Annotated in this window: 18 protein-coding genes; 5 read left to right on the top strand and 13 right to left on the bottom strand. The window is 66.7% G+C overall.

The window, feature by feature from the left end; all coding sequences use genetic code 11:
- Nucleotides 1–48 precede the first annotated feature (48 nt).
- The 4 genes from RD110_RS06750 (at nt 49) to RD110_RS06735 (ending at nt 5,303) form a co-directional block, all read left to right on the top strand.
- Nucleotides 49–1,737 (top strand): AMP-binding protein, encoded by a 1,689-nt coding sequence (locus RD110_RS06750; protein ID WP_076197880.1) that lies wholly within the window; start codon nt 49–51, stop codon nt 1,735–1,737.
- A gap of 27 nt (nt 1,738–1,764) precedes the next feature.
- The gene (locus tag RD110_RS06745) at nt 1,765–2,688 is read left to right on the top strand and encodes an MBL fold metallo-hydrolase (protein WP_076197878.1); all 924 of its coding nucleotides are present in this window, start codon (nt 1,765–1,767) and stop codon (nt 2,686–2,688) included.
- Nucleotides 2,689–2,840: 152 nt separating this feature from the next.
- Nucleotides 2,841–4,469: a peptide chain release factor 3 gene (locus tag RD110_RS06740; protein WP_076204536.1), complete on the top strand. Its 1,629-nt coding sequence runs from the start codon at nt 2,841–2,843 to the stop codon at nt 4,467–4,469.
- Between the two features lie 15 nt (nt 4,470–4,484).
- Nucleotides 4,485–5,303, top strand: a complete 819-nt coding sequence (locus RD110_RS06735; RefSeq protein WP_076197876.1) for an HAD-IIB family hydrolase — start codon at nt 4,485–4,487, stop codon at nt 5,301–5,303.
- Here the strand turns inward: RD110_RS06735 and RD110_RS06730 are convergent.
- The 13 genes from RD110_RS06730 to uvrA form a co-directional block, all read right to left on the bottom strand.
- Nucleotides 5,300–5,653 carry a hypothetical protein gene (locus RD110_RS06730; protein WP_076197874.1) on the bottom strand — a complete coding sequence of 118 codons (354 nt, stop codon included), beginning with the start codon at nt 5,651–5,653 and terminating at the stop codon, nt 5,300–5,302. The genes RD110_RS06735 and RD110_RS06730 overlap by 4 nt on opposite strands.
- 124 nt (nt 5,654–5,777) lie before the next feature.
- Entirely contained in the window at nt 5,778–7,241 is a 1,464-nt protein-coding gene (gene xylB / locus RD110_RS06725) for a xylulokinase (RefSeq protein ID WP_076197872.1), read from the bottom strand.
- A gap of 7 nt (nt 7,242–7,248) precedes the next feature.
- Nucleotides 7,249–8,166 carry an AraC family transcriptional regulator gene (locus RD110_RS06720; protein WP_076197870.1) on the bottom strand — a complete coding sequence of 306 codons (918 nt, stop codon included), beginning with the start codon at nt 8,164–8,166 and terminating at the stop codon, nt 7,249–7,251.
- A 154-nt stretch (nt 8,167–8,320) separates the two neighbouring features.
- The gene (locus RD110_RS06715) at nt 8,321–9,112 is read right to left on the bottom strand and encodes an L-iditol 2-dehydrogenase (RefSeq protein WP_076197868.1); all 792 of its coding nucleotides are present in this window, start codon (nt 9,110–9,112) and stop codon (nt 8,321–8,323) included.
- Nucleotides 9,109–10,518, bottom strand: a complete 1,410-nt coding sequence (gene dalD, locus RD110_RS06710; protein WP_076197866.1) for a D-arabinitol 4-dehydrogenase — start codon at nt 10,516–10,518, stop codon at nt 9,109–9,111. The genes RD110_RS06715 and dalD overlap by 4 nt, the downstream gene beginning before the upstream one ends.
- Before the next feature lie 15 nt (nt 10,519–10,533).
- Nucleotides 10,534–11,577 (bottom strand): ABC transporter ATP-binding protein, encoded by a 1,044-nt coding sequence (locus RD110_RS06705; RefSeq protein WP_076197864.1) that lies wholly within the window; start codon nt 11,575–11,577, stop codon nt 10,534–10,536.
- Between the two features lie 14 nt (nt 11,578–11,591).
- Nucleotides 11,592–12,407, bottom strand: a complete 816-nt coding sequence (locus RD110_RS06700) for a carbohydrate ABC transporter permease (RefSeq protein WP_076197862.1) — start codon at nt 12,405–12,407, stop codon at nt 11,592–11,594.
- A gap of 12 nt (nt 12,408–12,419) precedes the next feature.
- A complete protein-coding gene (locus tag RD110_RS06695; RefSeq protein ID WP_076197860.1) occupies nt 12,420–13,277 on the bottom strand; it encodes a carbohydrate ABC transporter permease in 858 nt (285 codons plus the stop codon).
- A gap of 210 nt (nt 13,278–13,487) precedes the next feature.
- Nucleotides 13,488–14,786 carry an ABC transporter substrate-binding protein gene (locus RD110_RS06690; RefSeq protein WP_239467263.1) on the bottom strand — a complete coding sequence of 433 codons (1,299 nt, stop codon included), beginning with the start codon at nt 14,784–14,786 and terminating at the stop codon, nt 13,488–13,490.
- 218 nt (nt 14,787–15,004) lie between these two features.
- Nucleotides 15,005–16,048 carry a histone deacetylase family protein gene (locus RD110_RS06685; RefSeq protein ID WP_076197856.1) on the bottom strand — a complete coding sequence of 348 codons (1,044 nt, stop codon included), beginning with the start codon at nt 16,046–16,048 and terminating at the stop codon, nt 15,005–15,007.
- 58 nt (nt 16,049–16,106) lie between these two features.
- Nucleotides 16,107–16,760, bottom strand: coding sequence for a histidine phosphatase family protein (locus RD110_RS06680; protein WP_239467190.1), 654 nt, complete (start codon nt 16,758–16,760; stop codon nt 16,107–16,109).
- Nucleotides 16,757–16,951 carry a hypothetical protein gene (locus tag RD110_RS06675; RefSeq protein WP_076197852.1) on the bottom strand — a complete coding sequence of 65 codons (195 nt, stop codon included), beginning with the start codon at nt 16,949–16,951 and terminating at the stop codon, nt 16,757–16,759. The genes RD110_RS06680 and RD110_RS06675 overlap by 4 nt, the downstream gene beginning before the upstream one ends.
- Nucleotides 16,952–17,015: 64 nt before the next feature.
- On the bottom strand, nt 17,016–22,958 hold the full coding sequence (gene uvrA, locus RD110_RS06670; protein WP_076204533.1) for an excinuclease ABC subunit UvrA: 5,943 nt from the start codon (nt 22,956–22,958) through the stop codon (nt 17,016–17,018).
- A 184-nt stretch (nt 22,959–23,142) separates the two neighbouring features.
- Here uvrA and RD110_RS06665 point away from each other — a divergent pair, with 184 nt between their 5' ends.
- Nucleotides 23,143–24,048: a PEP-CTERM sorting domain-containing protein gene (locus RD110_RS06665; RefSeq protein WP_204250034.1), complete on the top strand. Its 906-nt coding sequence runs from the start codon at nt 23,143–23,145 to the stop codon at nt 24,046–24,048.
- Nucleotide 24,049: the final 1 nt, after the last annotated feature.

Below are 24,049 nucleotides of genomic sequence, written 5' to 3'. Positions count from 1 at the left end.
CGCGACCGTAGCGCCCGTGCCCAGAATGCCTCACAAGGAGCGTGAGGCATGCAAAACAGGATCTGGCTGCAGAATTACCCCGCGAACGTGGCGCACGAGGTGGACGTCCACCAGTTCGGCTCGTTGACGCAGTTGCTCGAGCAATCGTTCAAGAAGCATGCCGCCAGCCCGTTTTCCGTGTGCCTCGAGCACTGGATGAGTTTCGGCGAACTCGACAAGCTCTCGGCCGCGCTCGGCGCCTGGTTGCAATCCCGGGGCCTGGCGCCGGGCGCGCGCGTGGCGATCATGCTGCCCAACATTCCGCAGTTCGCGGTGGCCATGGCCGCGGTGATCCGCGCAGGCTACACCTGCGTGAACGTGAATCCGCTGTACACGCCGCGCGAACTCGAGCACCAGCTCGTCGATTCCGGCGCCACCGCGATCGTGATCCTGGAGAATTTTGCCAAGGTGCTCGAGGCCGTGATCGAACGCACGGCCGTGCGGCACGTGGTGATGGCGGCCATGGGCGATCTGCTCGGCTTCGCCTACGGCCACTGGATCACCTTCGCCGTGCGCCACATCGCCAAGATGGTGCCGGCCTACCAGTTGCCGCTGGCCGGCGGCATCACGGTGACGCCGTTCAACCGCGCGGTCGGCGAAGGGGCGGCGATGCCGCTCAAGGCGGTGCCGGCCACGCTCGACGACGTGGCCTTCCTGCAATACACCGGCGGCACGACCGGCCTGTCCAAGGGCGCGGTGCTCACCCACCGCAACATCGTGGCCGCCACGCTGCAGTCCGAGGCCTGGTTTTCACCGGCACTGGAGCGCGTGGGCGACGCCCGCAAGATCAACAGCATCGCCGCGCTGCCGCTCTACCACATCTTCGCGCTGAACCTGTGTTTCCTGGCGATCCGGCTCGGCTCGCACATGACGCTGATCCCGAACCCGCGCGACATCGGCAAGTTCATCCGCACGCTCAAGAAACGGCCGTTCCACCTGCTGCCCGCGGTCAACACCCTGTTCAACGCGCTGTTGAACCATCCAGATTTCAAGACGGTGGATTTTTCGCACCTGTGCGTCACCCAGGCCGGTGGCATGGCGGCCTCCGAAGGCACGGCCCGGCTGTGGCTCGAAACCACGGGCTGCCCGATGGTCGAAGGCTGGGGCATGAGCGAGACCTGCGCCATCGGCACCAACAACCCGGTGCTCGCCAAGCACTTCAGCGGCACCATCGGCCTGCCGCTGCCCGGCATCGACATGGTCATCAAGGACGATGAAGGCTTTTCGCTCGGGCCGGGCGATCCTGGCGAAATCTGCATCGCCGGCCCCAACGTCACGCCGGGCTACTACAACCAGCCCGAAGAGAACGCGCGCGCCTTCACCAGCGACGGCTACCTGCGCACCGGCGACATCGGCGTGATGGACGAGCGCGGCTATTTCAGGATCGTCGACCGCAAGAAGGACATGATCCTGGTCAGCGGCTTCAACGTGTTCCCGAACGAGCTGGAGAACGTGATCTCGCTGTGCCCCGGCGTGATGGAGTGCGCGGCCATCGGCGTGGCCGACGCAGCCCAGGGCGAGGCCATCAAGGTGTTCGTGGTGCGGCGCGATCCGGCCCTGACCGAAGCCGACGTCCTGGCCTATTGCCACGCCAACCTTACCGGGTACAAGCGGCCGAAAAGCATCGAGTTCCGGGAAAACCTGCCCAAGAGCAACGTGGGCAAGATCCTGCGCCGCGAACTGCGCATCGGCAGATAAGCCGCCGCGGGCTGGTAGGCTCGCGGCATGACGAATCCCTCTTCATTGCCGGCCGGCGTCACCGTCCTGGAACGCGGCTGGCTCTCCGCCAACAACATCCTGGTGCAGGGCCGCTCGGGCGCTGCGCTCGTCGACAGCGGCTACTGCACCCATGCGCCACAGACCGTGGCGCTCGTGGCCCACGCGCTGGGCGGCCGGCCGCTCGACCTGCTGCTCAACACCCACCTGCACAGCGACCACTGCGGCGGCAATGCCGCGCTGCAGGCCGCGTATCCGGCCATGCAGACCCACATCCCACCGGGCCAGGCCGCCTTCGTGGCCGATTGGAACCCCGAGGCGCTGAGCTACACGCCGACCGGGCAGAACTGCCCGCGATTCCACTTCGAAGCCGTGCTGCAGCCCGGCAACGAGATCCGCCTCGGCGACCTGGCCTGGCAGGTCCATGCCGCACCGGGCCATGACCACCATTCGGTGATCCTGTTCGAGCCCGCGTCGAAACTGCTGCTGTCGGCCGACGCCCTGTGGGAAGCCGGCTTCGGCGTGGTGTTCCCCGAGCTCGACGGCATCGCCGCGATGGACGAGGTCGCGGCCACGCTCGACCTCATCGAGCGCCTGGCACCGGCCACCGTCGTGCCGGGCCACGGCAAGGTGTTCACCGACGTGCAGCGTTCGCTGGCCTTCGCACGCAAACGGCTGGAAGGCTTCATCGGCGATCCGAAGAAGCACGCCAACCACGCCGCCAAGGTGCTGTTGAAGTTCAAGCTGCTCGAACTGCAGCGGGTGGAATATGCCGCGCTGCAGTGCTGGGTGGCCGAGACACCCTACCTGCAGACGCTGCGGCGGCGTTTCTTCGACGACGCACCGGCCGAGTCCTGGCTGCACGGCCTGCTGCTCGAGCTCGTGCGCGTGGGCGCGGTGCGGCGAGAGGCCGACTGGGTGGTCGACGCGTAGGCAACGGTCGCGGCACGCCACCCGCCTTGGTAAAATCCGGGGTTCCGCCCGGGCGCTCACCGAGGGCTCAGATGGCCTTCGCGCCCTGCGCGCCCGGGCCCGGCCTTCGGCCGCCGCGCCACGGCCACCCTGCACCTGTTCTGGAAATCACCTTGTCGTTCGCCCTCGAGACCCGCCGCCGTCGCACCTTTGCGATCATTTCCCACCCGGACGCGGGTAAAACCACGCTCACCGAAAAACTGCTGCTGTTCTCGGGCGCGATCCAGATCGCCGGCTCGGTGAAAGCGCGCAAGGCCAGCCGCCACGCCACCTCGGACTGGATGGAAATCGAGAAGCAGCGCGGCATCTCGGTGGCCAGCTCGGTGATGCAGATGCTGTACCGCGACCACGTCATCAACCTGCTCGACACGCCCGGCCACAAGGACTTCTCGGAAGATACCTACCGCGTGCTGACCGCCGTGGACTCGGCGCTGATGGTGATCGACGCGGCCAACGGCGTGGAGGCGCAGACGCGCCGCCTGATCGAGGTCTGCCGACAGCGCGACACGCCGATCATCACCTTCGTCAACAAGATGGACCGCGAAGTGCGCGAGCCGCTCGACATCCTCGACGAGATCGAGCGCGAGCTCGGCATGCCGTGCGTGCCCATGACCTGGCCGGTCGGCCAGGGCAAGACCTTCGGCGGCATCATGAACCTGCGCACGCAGACCATGACGGTGTTCGACTCCGGCCAGGAGCGGCTGCCGCAGGATTTCGAAACCATCCCGCTGGCCGACCGCGACACGCTGCTCAAGCGCTTCGGCTACGAGTTCGAGACCGCCGAGCAGAGCATGGAACTCGCCGCCGGCGCCTCGCCCGCCTGGGACCGCGAGGCCTTCCTGGCCGGCAAGCAGACGCCGGTCTTCTTCGGCTCCGGCGTGAACAACTTCGGGGTGATGGAAGTGCTGGACGCGCTGGTCGACCTGGCACCATCGCCGCAGCCACGCACCAGCACCACGCTCGTCAACCGCCAGCCGGTGACCAAGGAAATCCAGCCCGAAGACCCGAACTTTGCCGGCGTGGTGTTCAAGGTGCAGGCCAACATGGACGCCAACCACCGCGACCGCATCGCCTTCGTGCGCATGGCCTCGGGCAAGTACACGCCGGGCATGAAGCTCAAGGTGCAGCGCACCGCCAAGGAACTGCGGCCGACCTCGGTCGTGACCTTCCTGTCGCAGCGCCGCGAAGCCGTGGACGAGGCCTATGCCGGCGACATCATCGGCTTCACCACGCACGGCGGCGTGCAGTTGGGCGACACCATCACCGACGGCGCCAGCCTGCAGTTCACCGGCCTGCCCTTCTTCGCGCCCGAGTTGTTCATGACCGTGGTGCTGAAGAACCCGCTGCGGACCAAGCAACTGCAGCAGGGCCTGGCGCAACTGGGCGAAGAAGGCGCGATCCAGGTGTTCCGTCCCAGCGTCGGCGGGCCGATGCTGCTCGGTGCCGTGGGCCAGCTGCAGTTCGAAGTCGTGCAGCACCGCCTCAAGGCCGAATACGACGCCGACGTGCGCCTCGAAGGCTGCCAGTACACCGGCGCGCGCTGGATCACCGCCGACACCCCGGCTGAACTGCGCGCCTTCACCGACGCCTATCCGATGCGCATGGCGCAGGATGCGGCCGACACCCTGGCCTACCTGTGCACCTCGCCCTACGACGTGCGGCTGGCGCAGGAACGCTTTCCCAAGATCCATTTCCATCCGCTGCGCGAGCACGCGGGGCTGGCGCTGCAGTCCGCGGGCTGAACCAGGCCGATGGGAATGCGGCCCCTGGCTGACTGGCCGCTCGCGGCACGCCGCCACATCGTCGGCGTGATGACCGACATCGACGACACGCTCACCACCGACGGCGCGATCACGCCCGATGCGCTGCGGGCGCTGGCCGATCTGCGCGCGGCCGGGTTGCACGTGCTGGCGATCACCGGCCGCTCGACGGGCTGGAGCGAACCCTTCGCCACCGCCTGGCCGGTGGACGCCATCGTGGCGGAAAACGGCGCCGTGCTGCTGCAGATGTCAAGCCAAATCGGCCTCCAGCGCTTACAAGACGGGCGTGAGGCGCTATCAAAAACATACCTCCAGGATGAAGCAACGCGCCGGGTCAACTTCGCGCGCATGCGGCGCGTGGCCGAACGGCTGCGGCGCGAGGTGCCGGCCGCGCGGCTGGCCGAGGACTCCTGGGGCCGCGAGACCGACATGGCCGTCGACCACAACGAATGCCACACGCTGCCACCCGAAGCCATCGCGCAGGTGGTGGCCATCATGCGCGCCGAAGGCATGCATGCCACGGTCAGCAGCATCCACATCAACGGCTGGTTCGGCACGCACGACAAGCTCGAAGGCGCACGCTGGGCTGTGCGCACGCTGTACGGCCGCAATCTGGACGCGGAGCTCGACCGCTGGGTCTATGTCGGCGACTCGAGCAACGACCAGTTGATGTTCCAGACGCTGCCCCATGCCGTGGGCGTGGCCAATGTGCGCCGCTTCGCAAGCAGCCTGCAGCACCTGCCGCGCTACATCACAGAGGCTGAACGCGGCGCGGGTTTCGCCGAAGTGGCGCGGGCCGTGCTCGAAGCCGCTTAGCCGGGGCGCTCCACCGAGACGTCGGCGTCGCAGCCCTCGCCCGCCGCGATCCAGCGGCGCATGCGCCGGCCCAGCCAGGCGCTCCAGCCGCGTGGCGCGTCGCGCCATCCCAGCTGACTCAACGGATCCCGCACCATGCCGCAGCGGTACAGGCTGTCGTCCGCCTCCCAGACCAGCGCACTGCAGGCACCGCTACGCCGCCGCGACACCAGCATGCCGACCGGACACGGCGCCGACAGGCAACACACGCCGCAGCCGTTGCAAGGCGTGCCGAACGCCGGCTTCACGGGTGCGGCCGGGTGAATGTGGATCACCTGGCGATCGGCGGCGGGGTCGGTGGCGGGCGACATGCCGGCAGTCTATGCCGATCCGTCCATCCCCGGTTCCCCTCCGTTCGCCCTGAGCTTGTCGAAGGGCCTCCATCAGATCTAGCCGCGCATCAGGCTCAGCCCGACTTCGTTGTACCGGCCGCCGCTAATCGGCCGAAAAACTGACCTTCAACGCCCCATACAAGGCCTCGAAGCGCCGATACCGCGCCACCATCTCCGGCGTCTGAGGCATGGGTTCGAAACGGCGCTGCACCGGCGGACTCAGGCAGACCTCGGCGGCCTGGCCACCGTCGGCCAGCCAGGCCAGGCGTGCCGCACCGAGCGCCGCGCCCGTCGCCGCGCCTTCGAGCACCTCCATCGGCACGGCCAGGATGTCGGCCAGCAGCTGCACCCACCAGGCGCTGCGCCCGCCGCCGCCGACGACCGACAGCGCGGGCACCGGTGCCGCGGTCGACAGCGTGCGCCAGCCGTCGCACAGACCGAAGCCCACGCCTTCGGCCACGGCGTAGGCCACGGCGGCCTTGTCGTGGCCGTGCGTCAGGCCGAACAACACGCCCTTGGCGTCCGGGTTGTTGTGCGGTGAACGCTCACCCGAGAGGTAGGGCAGAAACAGCGGCGCCTGCGCACGGTCCGCGGGGCTCAATGTGGCCGCGGCCTGCAGCATCGCCGCTTCGTTGGCGAAGCCCAGCAGATGGGTGGCCCAGCGCACCGCGCTGGCAGCGGACAGCATCACCGCCATCTGGTGCCAGCGCTGCGGCAGCGCATGGCAGAAGGCGTGCACGGCCTGGGCGGGGTTGGGGCGGAAGCGGTCGGTGGCCAGGAACACCACCCCAGAGGTGCCGAGCGACACGAAACCCTGGCCTGGCGCAACCACGCCCATGCCGATGGCGCTGGCCGCATTGTCGCCGCCGCCGCCGGCCACGGGCGTACCGGCACGCAGGCCCCAGCGCGCGGCGAAGGCCGGCGACAGGCCGGCCGAAACCTCGCTGCCTTCGACCAGCCGCGGCATCTGGGATTCGTCGAGCCCACAGGCTTCGAGCAAACGCGGCGACCAGCGCCGTGCCGCCACGTCGAGCCACAGCGTGCCGGACGCGTCGGAGCAGTCGCTCACCGCCTCGCCGGTCATGCGCACGCGCAGATAGTCCTTGGGCAGCAACACCTTGGCCGTGCGTTGGAAAACCTCCGGCTCGTGTTCGCGCAGCCACCACAGCTTGGGCGCGGTGAAGCCCGGCATGGCCAGGTTGCCGGTTATCTGCGCCTGGTCGGGCACGGCCTGCTCCAGCGCCGCGCAGGCCGCACCGCTGCGGCCGTCGTTCCACAGGATGGCCGGCCGCAGCACACGCGACTGCGCGTCGAGCAGCACCGCGCCGTGCATCTGGCCCGACAGGCCGACCGCGCGCACGGTCCTCAACACTTCACCATGGCTGGAAGCCAGCTGGTTCATCACCGAGACCAGCGCCTCCCACCAGGCCTCGGGTTGCTGTTCGGACCACAGCGGGCGCGGCTGCTGCACCGTCAGCGGGGCGTGGGCGGTCGCGACGACGCGGTGGTCGTCGGCGAGCAAGAGCGCCTTGAGATCGGAAGTGCCGAGGTCTAGTCCGAGGTACATGGAGGAGTCATTTAAATCGGCCTTCGGCCTGCTTGCGGAAGTCCTTGGGCGTCATGCCTTTGATCTGCAGGAAGCGCCGGTTGAAGTTCGCCACGTTGTTGAAGCCCACGTCGTAGCAGACGTTGCTCACGTAGCGGTCGGTCTCCATCAGCAGCTGGCAGGCGCGGTTGATGCGCAGATGGTTCACGAAATCGGTGAAGGTGTTGCCGGTGGCGCGGCGGAAATAGCGCGAGAACTGGCTCTCGCTCATGTTCACCCGCGCCGAAACCTCGGCCATGGTGAACTGTTCGGCGCTGTGTTCGGTGAGGAAGGCCACGATGCCGCTGATCTGGTCCAGCGAGGCGTCGTCGTCGAAGCTCTGCATCTGCACGGTGGACAATAGCCGGTAGTCGGTGCAGCTGGCCAGCCTGTCGACGAACATCAGGAACTCGCCGAAGCGGGCCAGGCCGTGGCTGTTCTTGATGCGTGTCAACGCCTCGCGCGCGAGTTCGCTCACGCCGAAGAACTCGATGCCGTGGCGCGCGCGTTCGAGCAGCGGCAGCAGGCCCTGCAGTTCGCCGATCTCGGCGCTCGCGCGGCGCAGCGGGGCGTCGGTGAACTGCAGCACCATGTCGCGCAGCAGCACGCCCTCGGCCGGGGGATCGCTCGAGATCCAGTTGTGCGGCAGGCGCGGACCGGTGAGCACCAGGTTGCCGGGCTCGAAATGGCCGATGTAGTCGCCCACGAACAGCTTGCCCCGCGTCTGCACGATCAGGTGCAGCTCGTATTCCTCGTGCTGGTGCCAGCGCACCAGCGGCGTGGGAATGCCATGCTCCAGGTAACGCAGGCTGCCATGGCTTTCGCGCGGCTCGTAACCCAGCATCGGGTCGCGGCCGAGGTCGTGCTCCAGCTCGGGTTCACGGGTGCGTTGGCGCAGGCTGGCCATGCTTGTTTCTCCTCTTCGACTGACGTATCGCGCATCCACCACACCGTTCGCCCTGAGCCTGTCGAAGGGCATCCGTTCCGCAAGGTCCTTCGACAGGCTCAGGACGAACGGATGGCCAAGGCCTTCGACAGGCTCAGGACGAACGGGGGCCGTCTCAGTTCATCACATTACCACCGTCCACGTTGAGCGTCTGCGCGGTGATGTACGAAGCCTCGGCGCTGGCCAGGAAAACCGCTGCGCGCGCCACGTCGGCCGGATCGCCCATGCGGCCGAGCGGCACGGCCAGGCCGACGGCCTTTTTCTTCTCGCCGATCTGCAGGCCCTCGGCCTTGGCGAACTGCGCGTCCACATCCTTCCACATCGGCGTGTCGATCACGCCGGGCGCAATGCCGTTGACCCGGATGCCGTGCGGCGCCATCGCCAGCGCGGCCGATTGGGTGTAGCTGATCACCGCCGCCTTGCTCGCGCAGTAATGCGCCACCAGCGCCTCGCCGCGCCGTCCGGCCTGCGAGGCCAGGTTGATGATGCTGCCCTTGCAGCCATCGGCCACCATCTGCCGCAGCACCGCCTGCATCACGAAGAACATGCCTTTGACGTTCACGTCGAAGATCACGTCGTATTGTTTCTCGGTGATCTCCAGCAGCGGGCCCAGGCTGAACACGGCCGCGTTGTTGAGCAGCGTGGTCACGGTGCCGAAGCGCGCGCGGGCGGCGGCCACCATGGCGTCGATGCTGTCCTGGCGCGACACGTCGGCGGCCACGTACTGGAAGTGCTCGGGGTACTGCGCCTGCAGCACCTGCAGTTCGGGCGACAGCGTGGGTGCGAGGTCCACCGCGGTGCAGCGCGCCCCTTCGCGGAGAAAGGCGATGGTGGCGGCCAGGCCGATGCCGCCGGCCGTGCCGGTGATCAAAGCGTGCTCGCCGATGAGTCGCTGTGGTGCATTCATGCTGCGCTCCCGATGAAGTGGTCGACACGCACGCTGGCGGCCTGCAGCGCCGCCACCAGCCGTGCATCACCCGCCAGTTCGGCCCAGAAACTCACGTTGCCCGCGAGGGCCACCACCGGATCCGGCGCGTCGCAGATCGCATGGGCCACGGCCGGCTCCATGGCTTGGTCCTGGTAGGCGTAGGCAAGTTGCCCCTTGTGCCAGCGCTGCAGGAAGGCCAGGAACAGCGCCGGCAGCATGGCCACGGCGTCGATGCTGGCGCCGCGGGCCAGGCACTCGCGCACGGTGGGCGCGATGAAGCCGGGCAGCTTGGAGAAGCCGTCGGCGGCCACGCGCTGGTTGGTGTCCTGGATGGCCGGGTTGCCGAAGCGGTCGAGCACGGTGTCGCGGTAGGCCGCCAGGTCGAGCGGGCTCGGGTGCGCGGGCGTATCCAGGCAGGGGATCACATCCTTCGTGGTGTAGTCGAAGGCCATCTGGCGGATGCGCGCATCGTGCGTGCCTTCGTGGATGTACTGGTAGCCTGCCAGGGTGCCGGCCCAGGCGATGCAGCTGTGCGTGGCGTTGAGCAGGCGGATCTTCGCCTCTTCGAACGGCGCCACCGAATCCACCATCTGCACGCCCACCGTTTCCCAGGCCGGGCGGCCGTTGGCGAAGTCGTCCTCGATCACCCACTGGATGAAGGATTCGCCCATGATGGGCGCGGCATCGTCCCAGCCGGTGGCGGCCTTCACGCGCGCACGCAGGTCCGGGGCCGGACGCGGCGTGATGCGGTCGACCATGGCGTTGGGGCAGGTGGTGTTGGCCAGCACCCAGGCATGCAGCGCATCGTCGCCCGCGAGTTGGATGAACGACAGCAGGCCGCCACGCACCCGCTGGCCGTTGTGGCGCAGGTTGTCGCAATTCAGTAGCGTGACCGGACCACCGCCCCGGGCCATGCGCGCGCGCAGGATGGCGGTGAGCGCGGCATAGATGCAGCTGCCGGGCTCGCCCCTGCGTGCACGTGCCAGGTCGGCGGCCAGGTCGGGAATGCTCAAGTCGAGCGCGTCATGGGCGTCGAGGTAATAGCCCGCCTCGGTGACGGTGAACGAGATGATGCGCGTGGCAGGATCGGCGCCGATGTCGATCAGGCCGGCCAGGCTCGGCTCGTACGGCACGATCCTTTGGATCGACGCGATGCGTTCGTAGCTGCGCTGGTTCTGCGGCGTGACCGTCTCCAGCGTGTAGGCGCCGCCCTGGGCCGCGAGCGCGGCCATGACCTCGGGCATGTCGGGCCGGGTGTTGCCGCCGGCCAGCGACCAACGGGTGTCGCCGCTTCGGCGCAGATGGTGCAGGTAGACGGCCTGGTGGGCGCGGTGGAACGAGCCCACGCCCAGGTGCAGGATCACGAGGTTTTCGTTGGCGGACATGGCTGCGGACTCCTCTCAGGCCAGCGAGACCATGCGGCCGGCCTTGTCGAAGCCATGCAGGGTGTTGAGGTCGAACTCGAGGGACACCGGATCGCCGATGTGCAGGTGCGTGCGTTCGGCCTGGCGCGAGATCATCGGCGTGCCCATCACGTCGACGTGGATCAGCGTGTCGGCGCCGAGCGCCTCGATCAGTTCGACCTTGCCCGGCACGCCCGCGCTGCCCACGGGCAGCACGCGCACGCCTTCGGGCCGCACGCCGATCAGGCCGTCGGCCGGCACGCGGTTGGCGGCCTGGCCGGCGAGCGCGCCGAACTGCGACAGCTGCGCGGCCTTGACGATGTTCATCGACGGCATGCCGATGAACTGCGCGACGAACTGGTTCGCCGGCTTGTCATAGAGCTCCAGCGGCGCACCGACCTGCTCCACCATGCCGTCGCGCAGCACCACCACGCGGTCGGCCAGCGTCATGGCCTCGACCTGGTCATGGGTCACGTAGATGGTGGTCACGCCCAGCGCGCGGTGCAGCTTGGAAATCTCAACGCGGGTCTGGCCGCGCAGCGCGGCATCGAGGTTGGACAAGGGCTCGTCGAACAGGAAGATCTTGGGCGCGCGCACGATGGCCCGGCCGATGGCCACACGCTGGCGCTGACCGCCGGAGAGTTCCTTGGGGGTGCGCTTGAGGTAGGGCGTGAGGTTGAGCTTGTCGGCCGCGTCCTCCACCTTGCGGCGGATCTCGTCGGCCGGCACCTTGGCCAGCTTCAGCGCGAAGGACATGTTGTCGTACACCGTCATGTGCGGGTACAGCGCATAACTCTGGAACACCATGGCCAGTTCGCGCTGGCTCGACGGCAGGTGCGTGATGTCGCGGCCATCGACATGCAGCGAGCCACCGTCGATCGATTCGAGCCCGGCGATCATGCGCAGCAGCGTGGACTTGCCACAGCCCGACGGGCCGACGAAGACGATGAACTCGTTTTTCTCGATGTCGAGGTTCACGCCCTTGATGACCTTGTGGTCGCCGAAGATCTTCTCGACGCCGCGGAGTTGGAGGAAAGACATGGTGGTTCCTTGAATTATTTGACTGCGCCGAAGGTCAGGCCTTGGACGAGTTGCTTCTGGCTGAACCAGCCGAACACGATGATGGGCGCGATGGCCATCAGCGAAGCGGCGGAGAGCTTGGCCCAGAACAGGCCTTCGGGACTGGAGTAGGAGGCGATCAGCGAGGCCAGCGTGCCGGCGTTGGCCGAGGTCAGGTTCAGCGCCCAGAAGGCTTCGTTCCACGACAGCACCAGGCACAACAGGCCGGTGGAGGCGATGCCACCCATGGTCAGCGGCAGGATCACCCAGCGGAACTCTTCCCACACGGTGGCGCCGTCGAGCCGCACGGCTTCCAGGATGTCCTTGGGCACTTCCTTGAAGGCGCTGTACAGCATCCACACCATGATCGGCAGGTTGGACAGCGTGAACACGATGACCAGCGCAGGCAGCGAGTCGAGCATGCCGGCGGTCTGCGCCATCACATAGACCGGTACCAGCGCGCCCACCGCCGGCATCATCTTGGTGGACAGCATCCACATCAGGATGTCGCGTGTCTTCTTCGTCGGGAAGAAGGCCATCGAATAGGCTGCGGGAATGGCGATCAAGAGGCCGATGATGGTGGAGCCGAGGCTGGTGATCAGCGAGTTGCGCGCGAACAGCAGGTAGTTGCTGCGCTCCTGCACTTCCACGAAGCTGGCCAGCGTGGGCGTGAAGAACAGTTGCGCCGCAATGGCCTGGGCTTCCGTCTTGAAGGCGGTGATGCCGAGCCAGAACAGCGGGAAGAACAGCAGCAGTGCCACGCCCCAGGCGGAGAGCGTGCGCACGATCGGGAACGGTTTCTTTTTCAGCATGATGGGCTCCGTTCAGTCGAGGTTCTTGCCGACCATGCGGATCAGAAACACGGCGGCGATGTTGGCCAGGATCACCGCGAACAAGGCACCGGCCGAGGCCACGCCCACGTCGAAGTTCATCAGCGCCTGCTTGAAGATCAGGAAGGCCAGGTTGGTGCTGTCGTTGCCGGGTCCGCCACCGGTGGTGGTGAAGATTTCGGCGAACACGCTCAGCAGGAAGATCATCTCGATCATCACGACCACGGCGATGGAGCGGCCCATGTGCGGCAGCACCAGGTACCAGAACTTGTCGAAGCGCGTGGCGCCGTCCATGCCGGCGGCGTCCATCTGTTCACGGTCCAGCGACTGCAGCGAGGTGATGAAGATCAGGCAGGCGAACGGCAGCCATTGCCAGCTCAGCATGACGATCACCGACAGCAGCGGGTAGTCGGTCATCCAGTCGATCGGCGTGAGGCCGAAGAACTGCCACACATGCGCGAGCACGCCGTAGATGGGGTTCATCATCATGTGTTTCCACAGCAGCGCGTTCACCGTGGGCATGACGAAGAATGGCGAGATCAGCAGCACGCGGACGATGCCCTGGCCCGGGAATGGCTCGTTCACCAGCAGGGCCAGGCCCACGCCCAGCACCACCGTGATCACGATCACCGAGCCCAGCAGCTGGATGGTGTGCATCACCGACGGCCAGAAGTCCGGGTCGGTGATGAAGTAGTGGAAGTTTTCCAGGCCGACGAAGCCGGTCTCGCCGGGCTGCATCAGGTTGTAGTGGATGACGGAGAAATACAGCGTCATCACCAGCGGCACGATCATCCACAGGAAGAGCGTGACGATGGACGGCGCCATGAGCGCACGGGGGAGGAATCGTGACATGGTGAGCTTTCGGTGACAGCTTGGTCAAGTGGCCTGCCGCTGGCGCACTCATCCGCTCAGTGGAACAAGCTCAAACAGGCGACGGTCGAGGGCTTGAAGATTCCGTAGCGAGCGGGCCGAGGTGGCGTCGAGGCGCGGAGCCGTACTCTCGTACGGCGAGCACCGCAGGCGCCAGATCGGTCCGCGCAGTAGGAAGATTCAGGCCATCGATTACTTCTTGTAGTACCCGCCCTTGGTCATCTCACGCTCGGCGGCCGTCTGCGATGTCTTCAGCGCCGCATCCACCGTGACCTTGCCCGACAGCGCCGCGCTCATCTGCTGGCCGACGGCGATGCCGATCGCCTGGAACTCCGGGATCGAGGCGAACTGCACGCCGACATACGGCGACTTCGGCAGCGTGCTGTCGGTCGGGTTGGCGCTGTTGATGGCCTTGAGTTCTTCAGGCGCGAACTTGGCCACCTTCTGGAAATCGGCGTTGGCATAGGTGGACTTGCGGGTGCCGGTGGGCACGGCGATCCAGCCTTCTTCCTTGGCCACCAGGTTCACGTAGTCCTTGGACGTGGCCCAGGTGATGAACTTCTGGGCGAGTTCGGGCTTCTTGCTCGACGCCGGCACGGCCAGGTTCCACGACCACAACCAGTTCGCGCCCTTGGGCGTCACCGCCGTCGGCGCCTGGGTGAAGGCCACCTTGTCGGCCACCTTGGACTGCTTCGGATCGCTGACGAAGGAAGCGGCAATCGTCGCGTCGATCCACACGCCGCACTTGCCTTCGTTGAACAGCGCCAGGTTCTCGTTGAAGCTGTTGGCCGAAGCGCCGGGCGGGCCGTACTTCTTCATCAGGTCGACGTATTGCGAGATCGCGTCGTGCCAGGGCTTGCTGTCGATCTGCGGCTTCCAGGCCATGTCGAACCACTGGCCGCCGTAGGTGTTGACCATCGTCGTGAGGAAGGCCATGTTGTCGCCCCAGCCCGGCTTGCCGCGCAGGCACAGGCCGTAGACGCCCTTGGCCGGGTCGTGGATCTTGGCCACGATGTTGGCCATGTCGGTCCATGTCGGGTTGGCCGGCATGGTCAGGCCGGCGGCCTTGACCAGATCGGCGCGGTACATGGTCATCGAGCTTTCGCCGTAGAAAGGCGCGGCATACAGCTTGCCGTCCTGCGACAGGCCGCTGCGGATGGCCGGCAGCAGGTCGTCCACATCGTAGGCGGCGTCGGTGTTGATCGGCGCGAGCCAGCCCTTCTTGGACCAGATCGGCGCTTCGTACAGGCCGATGGTCATCACGTCGAACTGGCCGCCCTTGGTGGCGATGTCGGTGGTGACGCGCTGGCGCAGCACGCCTTCCTCGAGCGTGACCCACTTCACCTTGACATCAGGGTTCGCCGCCTCGAAGAACTTGGTCAGCTTCTGCATGGTGATCATGTGGCCGTTGTTCACGGTGGCGATCACCAGATCGGTGGCGGCGGAGGCGGCCGTGGCGCCCAGCAGGCCCAACGTGCCCAACGCGCCCATGGCCAGGGCGACCGCGCTAATCTTGAATTTCATGGATGTCTCCTGAGTTTTCGACGAACCCGCAGTGCACGAAGACGCACTTGATCGGTGTCGAAATGGTAGGAGCCGGCCCTTGCAGGAAGCGATACCCTGGACGCGAGTTGTTGTACTTATTTGCGCCGATGGACTGGTAAAAACCCTGGAATTGCAAGTAAGAGTATCTGTATTGGACCCAGACTTCAGCCGCGCTGCGCGAACCCTTCGAGCACGTTCACCGTGTTGATGCCCACCTCGGCCACCGCATAGCCGCCCTCGAACACGAACACCGTGGGCAGGCCGGCCGCGGCCAAATCGGCACCGACCTGCACGAAGTCGGCGCTCTGCAAACGGAAGCCCGAGATCGGATCGCCCGCGAAGGTGTCGACCCCCAGCGACACCACCAGCGCCTCGGCCCCGAAGGACGCGATGGCCGCGAGCGCCCGGGCCAAGGCTTCGCGCCAGCGCGCGAAATCGCTGCCGCGCGGCAGCGGCAGGTTCAGGTTGGCGCCCAGGCCCGCACCCTCGCCCTGTTCGTCGGCGTAGCCCAGGTAATACGGGTACTCGGTGTGCGGATCGCCATGCAGGCTGGCGAAGAACACATCGGACCGGTCGTAGAAGATGGCCTGCGTGCCGTTGCCGTGGTGGAAGTCCACATCGAGCACCGCCACGCGCGCCGCGCCCGCGTCGCGCAAGGCCTGTGCGGCGATGGCCGCGTTGTTCAGGAAGCAGTAGCCGCCGAAGAAGTCGGCCCCCGCATGGTGGCCCGGTGGCCGCGTGAGCGCAAAGGCCGAACGCGCGCCGGCATTCACCCGCTGCACCGCCGTCAACGCGCAGCAAGCGCCAGCCCGCGCGGCCTGCCAGGTGCCCGACGTCAGGGGCGAGCCGGCGTCGTAAGAGAACAAGCCCATGCGCGCCGGGAAACTCGCGGGCAACACGTCGGAACGGAATGTGCGGATCGGCCAGTACGAGGGAAACGCGTCGCGCTGCGCGTTCGCCGGATCGAGCGCCACCCATTCGTCCCACGCCCCGGCCAGGAAATCGACGTAGCGCCGGGCATGCACGCGCGTGATGGCCTCATTGCCGAACTCGGACGGCGCCTGCACCGGGCCGAAGTTGCGCCGTTCGAGTTCCTGCAGCACGTAGTCGGCGCGCGCGGGAATCTCGAAACACGGCACGAGTTCGCCGCGGAACATCTCGACCTTGCCGTGGTGCAGGGCGTGATGGTGGTTGTAGATGGTGATCATGGTGCTGATTCTGACGCCGATCCAAGCGGTGTTGCCGGATGACAGGCATCAGCCCCGTTCATGTTTCGAAACGCGTCCGCACCAAGAGCTTTGCCCCGGCATCGAGCACAAAGCCCTCGGCCTGCGCCGGCACTTCTCCGGTGATGGCGGTGATGTTGACCTGGTGCGTCACCCAGACCTCGCACTGCCCTTTCGGCACCGCGCGCAGAGCTTGGCGCAGGCTGGGGGTCGCATCGGTCGCGGGGTAACGATCGCCGAAGCTGGAATTGAGCGCAGCCCACGGCGTGTGCCGGCCGAAGGCCAGTTCGGCGGTGTCGATGCAGCGACACCAGGCGCTGGTCAGCACCGCACGCGGCGTCAGTTGATGGCGACTGAACCACGCACCGATGCGGCGTGCTTCAGCCTGGCCGTCCGCGCTGAGGTTGCGCTGGGTGCGGCAGTTGCCGAGCTGAAACTCAGGCGGATCACCGACGCCCGGCGTGGTCGAGGCATGCCGCAACATCAGCACGCAGCCGCCTGCACGCAGCAGTGCGGCGGCGTCTTCCGCGCGGGACGTGGCAGGCCATGCCGATGCCGCCAGCAGCCACATGGCGCCGCGGCGGTCCAGTGCGTTCATCACATCTCGTCGGGCTTGCATGCATCCCCCTTGTTGCCACGGCAGAGGCTGCCGCGTGGTCGTCGATGGTGGTCGATGGTGGTCGATGGTGGTCACGGTGCCAGCTTCGAGCTGGGCAGCCCCGCAGCCACATCGCGAAACGCAGCCAGCGCGGCTTCCAGATGGTCGATGATCTCCCGTTGCGGCAGGTCGTCGAGATTGTCCAGGCTGTCGTCCTTCAGCCAGTCATAGGTTGGGTGACTGCCATTCCAGGGAAAGACAGGCCCTGCCAGCGCGTATTCCTTCAAGTGAAAACGGCCTCCAGAGCAGGTTTTATCTGCGCAAGAAGCTATCTTTTAAATAGCAAAAAGCCTACCGCGCCAGCACCGCCTCCAGCGCCTTGCCCGTGGCCGTGCCGAGCCGCACCACCTCTTCCGGCGGCGCCGAGGCCACGACACGGCCGCCGCCGTTGCCGCCGTCCGGCCCGAGATCGATGACCCAGTCGGCTTCGGCGATGACGTCGAGGTCGTGCTCGATGACCACCACGCTGTGGCCGCCGTCCACCAGGCGGTGCAACACGCGGATCAGCTTCTCCACATCGGCCATGTGCAGGCCGACCGTCGGCTCGTCGAGTACATACAGCGTGTGCGGCGCCTTCTGGCCGCGCCGCGTCACGTCGTCGCGCACCTTGCTGAGTTCGGTGACGAGCTTGATGCGCTGCGCCTCGCCGCCGCTCAGGGTCGGCGACGGCTGGCCCAGCGTGAGGTAGCCCAGGCCCACGTCCTTGAGCAACTGCAGCGGATGGCTGATGTTGGGCATGCTGGCGAAGAAATCGACGGCTTCGTCGACCTCCATCTGCAGCACGTCGCCGATGCTCTTGCCGCGCCAGGTCACCGCCAGCGTCTCGGGGTTGAAACGGGCGCCGTGGCAGGTTTCGCACTTCACCTTGACGTCCGGCAGGAAGCTCATGGCGATGGTGCGGATGCCCTGGCCTTCGCAGCTCGGGCAACGGCCTTCGCCGGTGTTGAACGAGAAACGCGCCGGGCCGTAGCCGCGTGCGCGCGCCTCCAGGGTTTCGGCGAACAGCTTGCGGATCGTGTCCCAGAAGCCGATGTAGGTGGCCGGGCAGGAACGCGGCGTCTTGCCGATCGGCGTCTGGTCGACTTCGAGCACGCGGTCCACGGTTTCATAACCCTGCACCGACGCGCAACCCGACCAGGCGGGCCGCTGGCCCGCGGCGTCGGCATCGCGGCCGGCCTTGGTCGAGCGCTGCAGCACGATGGCCTGTACGTTGTCGAGCAGCACGTCGCGCGCGAGCGTGGACTTGCCCGAGCCGCTGACGCCGGTGACGGCCACCAGCCGCTGCAGCGGAATGTGGGCCTCGACGTCCTGCAGGTTGTGCAGGTTCGCGCCGAAGACGGAGAGCCAGCGCTGGGCATAGGGCACGACGGCTTCGGCGGCGGCAAGCAGCGCCTCGGCCGCGAGCTTCTTGCGTTGCTTGGCGCTGACGGCGGCGACCGGTTCCGGGGCGACGACGGCTTCTTCCAAGACCGCGGCTTCTTCCTCGTCCGCGATCAGCCGCCGCGCCTTCAGCGGGTGTTTCATCGCGTGCAGCAGGTAGCGGCCGGTGACCGAATCGCTCGCAGCGGAAATGTCGGCCACCTGGCCTTCGGCCACGAGCCGGCCGCCGCGTTTGCCCGCGCTCGGGCCGATGTCGATGATGTGGTCCGCGCGGCGGATCGTGTCTTCGTCATGCTCCACCACCACCAGCGTGTTGCCCTTCTCGCCGAGCTTGTGCAGCGCGTTGAGCAGGATGTGGTTGTCGCGCGCATGCAGGCCGATGGTCGGCTCGTCGAGGATGTAGCACACGCCCTGCAGGTTGCTGCCGAGCTGCGCGGCCAGGCGGATGCGCTGGGCTTCGCCGCCCGACAGCGTGGGCGCACCCCGGTCCAGCGTGAGGTAGCCGAGCCCGACTTCCTCGAGGAATTCGAGCCGGCTCTTGATCTCGGGCACCAGATCGCGTGCGATGTCGGTCTCGCGCTGGCTCATGTGGCCGGCCTGCTGCAGCTTCGACACCCACTGGCGGATGTCGGTCACGCTGAGGCTGGCGATGTCGGTGATGGCCACGCCGTCGAAGCGCACGGCGCGTGCGGTGGCGTTCAGGCGTGTGCCTTCGCAGGTCGGGCAGATCTGGTCGCCCACATCTTCGGCCTCGGGTTCGGCGAAGGTCTGTTCGCGGCCCTTGTTGTCGTCGTCGCGCACCGAGTCGTCGAACACCTGGCGCTGGTCGCGGGTGAGCTTGACCCCGGTGCCCACGCAGTCGGGGCACCAGCCGTGTTTGCTGTTGTAGCTGAACAGGCGTGGATCGAGTTCGGCGTAACTCGTGCTGCACACCGGGCAGGCGCGTTTGGTGGAGAACGCGAGCAGCGTGCCGATATGCGCCGTGGGTGTGCCGTCGGCCATGGCTTCGCGCAGGCCGTCGAGCCCGCTCAGGATGTGGACCACGCCCTTGCCGTGTTCCAGCGTGGTCGCCAGAGCCTGGCGCAGCCGGGCTTCGTTGTCCGGCGTGATCTCCAGGCTGGCGACGGGCAGTTCGACCGTGTGTTCCTTGAAACGGTCGATGCGCGGGAAGCCGGTCGTCGGCAGGAAGTTGCCGTCCACGCGCAGATGGGTGTAGCCGCGTGGCCGCGCCCAGTCGGCGAGTTCGGTGTAGACGCCCTTGCGGTTCATCACCAGCGGCGCCAGCAGGCCGATGTGCTGGCCGCGGAAGTTGCGCATCAACTGCGCGGCGATGCTCTCCGGCGTCTGCGGCTGCACGGCCGCGCCGTCGAAGATGCAGTGCTGCGTGCCGAGCTTCACGTACAAGAGGCGCAGGAAATGCCAGACCTCGGTGGTCGTACCGACGGTGGACTTGCGGCCACCACGGCTCAGCCGCTGCTCGATGGCCACGGTCGGCGGGATGCCGTAGACCGCGTCCACCTCGGGCCGGCCCGCGGGCTGCACGATGCTGCGCGCATAGGCGTTCAGCGATTCGAGGTAACGCCGCTGGCCTTCGTTGAACAGGATGTCGAAGGCCAGCGTGGACTTGCCCGAGCCGCTGACGCCGGTGACCACGTTGAACTGGCCGCGCGGGATGTCCACGCTCAAGGACTTGAGGTTGTGCTCCTTGGCGTTGACGATCTGGATGTTGGGGTTGAACGGTACCGCGACGCGTTCGGGCCGCGCCCAGATGGCCGGCATCTCCCGCACTTCATGCGTGGAAGCCAGGCCGAGCGCGGCTTCGTATTCGCGCAGCGCCTGGCCGGTGTGTGACGTGGGATGGTGGCGCACGTCTTCGGGCTTGCCCACCGCGACCACCTGGCCACCGCCCTCGCCGCCTTCCGGGCCCATGTCGATGAGCCAGTCGCTCGCGCGGATCACGTCGAGGTTGTGTTCGATGATGACCATGGAATGGCCGGCGTCGAGCAGCTTGCGCAATGCACGCATGAGCTTGGCGATGTCGTCGAAGTGCAGGCCGGTGGTCGGTTCGTCGAACAGGAACAGCGTGCCTTTCTTGGCCACGGGCTGGCGGCTGGCGCTGCCGTTCTTCGCGGCTTCGGCCAGGAAACCGGCGAGCTTGAGTCGCTGCGACTCGCCGCCGGACAAGGTCGGCACGGGCTGGCCCAGCTTCACGTATTCGAGGCCGACATCGACGATGGGCTGCAGCGCGCGGATCACGTCGCGGTCGGTCTCGAACACCATGGCGGCTTCGCTCACGGTGAGGTTGAGCACGTCGGCCACGTTGAATTGCGTCAGCCGCGCGTCAACTGCGCTGCGGCGCTCGATCGTCACCTCCAGGATCTCGGGCCGGTAACGCTTGCCGTCGCAGTCCGGGCAACGCAGGTAGACGTCGGAGAGAAACTGCATCTCCACGTGCTCGAAACCCGAACCGCCACACGTGGGGCAGCGGCCGTCGCCGCTGTTGAAGCTGAACTTGCTGGCGGTGTAGCTGCGCTGGCGCGCCAGGGCCGCGTTGGCGAACAGTTCGCGGATCGCGTCCCAGGCGCCGACGTAACTCGCCGGATTGGAACGCGCCGTCTTGCCGATCGGCGACTGGTCGACGAAGACCACGGCGCTCAATTGCTCCGCGCCGAGCAGGCGGTCGTGCTCACCCGGCGTTTCGGTCGATTGGCCGAAGTGGCGCATCAGCGCGGGGGCGAGCACGTCCTGGATCAGCGTGGACTTGCCCGAGCCGCTGACGCCGGTAATGCACACCAGGCGCTGCAGCGGCAGCTCGATGGTGACGTTCTTCAGGTTGTGTTCGCGCGCGCCTTCGAGAATGAGGCGTGGCGTACCGTCGGTCACGAGTTTCTTGAAACCCATGCCGATCTGCTTGCGGCCACCGAGGTAGGCACCGGTGAGCGTTTCGGCACGGCGCAGGTCGTCCGTGGTGCCGTCGAACACGATGCGGCCGCCGCGTTCGCCCGGGCCGGGGCCCATGTCGATCATGCGGTCGGCGGCGAGCATCACGGCCGGGTCGTGTTCGACCACCACCAGCGTGTTGCCCGCGTCGCGCAGCCGGTGCATGGCCTCGATGATGCGGTGCATGTCGCGCGGATGCAGGCCGATGCTGGGCTCGTCCAACACGAACAGCGTGTTCACCAGCGAGGTGCCGAGCGCCGTGGTGAGGTTGATGCGCTGCACCTCACCGCCGCTGAGCGTGCGGCTCTGGCGGTCGAGCGTGAGGTAGCCGATGCCCACGTCGCACAGGTATTTGAGCCGCGTGGTGATTTCCTCGAACAACAGTTTCAAGGCCTGGGTTTCACCGTCGTTGGCCGACTGGCCGACGTGCGGACCGACGCGGTCGAAGAAACGCCGCAGCCGGTCCAGCGGCATCAGCATCAGGTCGTGCAGGCACAGGCCGGGCAAGGCCTCGAGTTGCGCGCGCGACCAGTTCACGCCCTGCGGCATGAAACGCTTGGCCGCATCCAGCACGGCATCGGCATCTTCCTGGCCGCCGATGCGCCACAGCAGGCTCTCGGTCTTAAGGCGCGCGCCAGCGCAATCGGGGCACGGCGTATAGCTGCGGTACTTGGACAGCAGCACGCGGATGTGCATCTTGTACGACTTGGTTTCCAGGTACTCGAAGAAACGCTTCACGCCGAACCAATGCTGGTTCCACTTGCCGTTCCAGTTCGGCGAGCCGTTCACCACCCAATGCTTCTGCTCTTCGGTGAGCTTGTAATACGGCGTGTCGCGCGGAATGCCGGCCGCCTCGGCGTGGCGCATCAAATCGTCCTGCGTCTCCTGCCAGGCCGGCGTCTGCATCGGCTTGATGGCGCCGGCGCGCAGCGTGAGCTTGTCGTTGGGGATCACCAGGCCGTAGTCCACGCCGATCACACGGCCGAAGCCGCGGCAGGTTTCGCACGCGCCCACCGGCGAGTTGAACGAGAACATCGACGGGATCGGATCGGTGTAGCGAAGGTCGCTTTCAGGGCAGTGCAGGCCGGTCGAGTATTTCCAGACTTCGGGCGCCGCTTCACCCTCGCCAAGCGCATAGACGTTCAGCCGGCCCGAGCCGCGCTTGAGCGCGACTTCGATGGCCTCTAGCACACGGGCCTTCTCCGTGTTGCCAATGCGGAAACGGTCGGCCACCACGTCGAGCAGCTTGCGCGACACCGGCGCGGTCACGGCGCTCTTCTTGCCGGTCTTGCCGGCGGCTTGCGCCTCGACCGGCACCGTCACCTCGCGCTCGGCCTGCACGCGCGTAAATCCGCTGGCGGACAACCACTGCGCCACCTCTTCCTGCGTGGTGTTTCCGGGCAGTTCGACCGGAAAGGTGACGACCAGCCTTGGATCCTGTGCCTCGGCCGCGCGCGCCTGAAGCTGCGCGTAGATGGTTTCCGGCGAATCGTGGCGCACCGGCAGCGCGGTGACTTTGTCGAACAGGTGGCCGGCGCGGGCGAAAAGCAGCTTCAGGTGGTCGTTGAGCTCGGTCATCGTGCCGACGGTGGAACGGCTGGAACGCACCGGATTGGTCTGGTCGATGGCAATCGCCGGCGGAACGCCTTCGACCTTGTCCACCGCGGGCTTGTCCATGCGGTCCAGGAACTGCCGCGCATAGGCGGAGAAGGTTTCCACGTAACGCCGCTGGCCTTCGGCGAACAGCGTGTCGAATACCAGGCTGGACTTGCCGGAGCCGCTCGGTCCGGTCACCACCGTGAGTTCGCCGGTGCGCAGATCGAGGTCGATGTCCTTCAGATTGTGTTGGCGGGCACCGCGGATGCGAATGGTTCCCTGGGGCGTGTCGCTGGTGTGGTGAGGCTGTTTGGGCATGAGGCGGACCATTGTAGGGAGCGGTCGACCATCGGCGGCCCGAGGGGTTATCTGCCCAGGAGGTCGGAATTTTTTCGCACAAACCTGGATTCGATGAGGGACGCCGCATAAAGCCAGGTGCATGTGAAGAAGTCGACAGGAGTAAATGACAAATCATCAGAAAATACTTTGCATACAACATTACATGAAAGTATTTGAAATGAACACCGGTTCACTCGTCAAATCTGCGCTGACCACCGCGTCCTCCATCGTCGCCGGCCTGACCCTGGCCACCGCCGCCTACGCCACGCCCACGCTGGACCCCTTGATGACCGGCGCAGCGCCCACCACTTCGGGCAATGGCCTGGCTGGTACTTGGTACAAAGTCGACGACCAGGCACGGTTCAGCAACTACCAATGGTCGGAAAACGGCGCAGCGCCTACCGCGGTCAAGAATTTCTCCTGGGGCACGGGCATCTGGTCCACGGCCGACATTGCGGACATCGCCTCTGGCAAGAACCCTTACGTGACGGCAACGGCCACCAGCGTGTCCGCCGTCAGCTTCGCCAACGACCTCTACAACAACGACTACGGCAACAGCCCATGGCGCGCCGACGGCGTGCGCCCCATCGCCCCGATCGTCACTGCCAGTGGCGGCGGCGAGGAAAACTATGCGGCTGTCTTCACCGGCTACATCTATGTGGCCACGGCGGGCATCTACGACTTCGGCGTGTTCGTCGACGACGGCTTTTCCTTCTCGCTGCTCGGTGCCAATGGCAGCCTGCAAATGGGCCAGGACAGCGTCGCCACCAGCACCGGCCGCAACTATTACTCGCTCGCCGACCAGAACGGCCTGCCCGGCAACCTGTCGCTGGACGTCGGCTACTACGGTATCAACCTGAGCTACTACAACCGGCTCGAAGCCGGCGTGATCGACCTGGGCTGGAGCGGGCCGAACAACGCGTGGAGCGTGATCGGCCCCGGCGACCTATTCGGCACCGATCCCAACAAGGTCCCGGAACCGGCGAGCCTCGCGCTCGTGGCACTCGGTCTTGCGGGCATCTGGGGCAGCGCGCGTCGCAGGGCACGCGCCATAGCGCCGTCGCTTTGAG

Source organism: Rhodoferax koreense (assembly GCF_001955695.1).
GTDB classification, from domain to species: Bacteria; Pseudomonadota; Gammaproteobacteria; order Burkholderiales; family Burkholderiaceae_C; genus Rhodoferax_B; species Rhodoferax_B koreensis.
The sequence above is the reverse complement of the archived record's forward strand: the minus strand, read 5'-3'. Positions and strand labels throughout refer to the sequence as shown.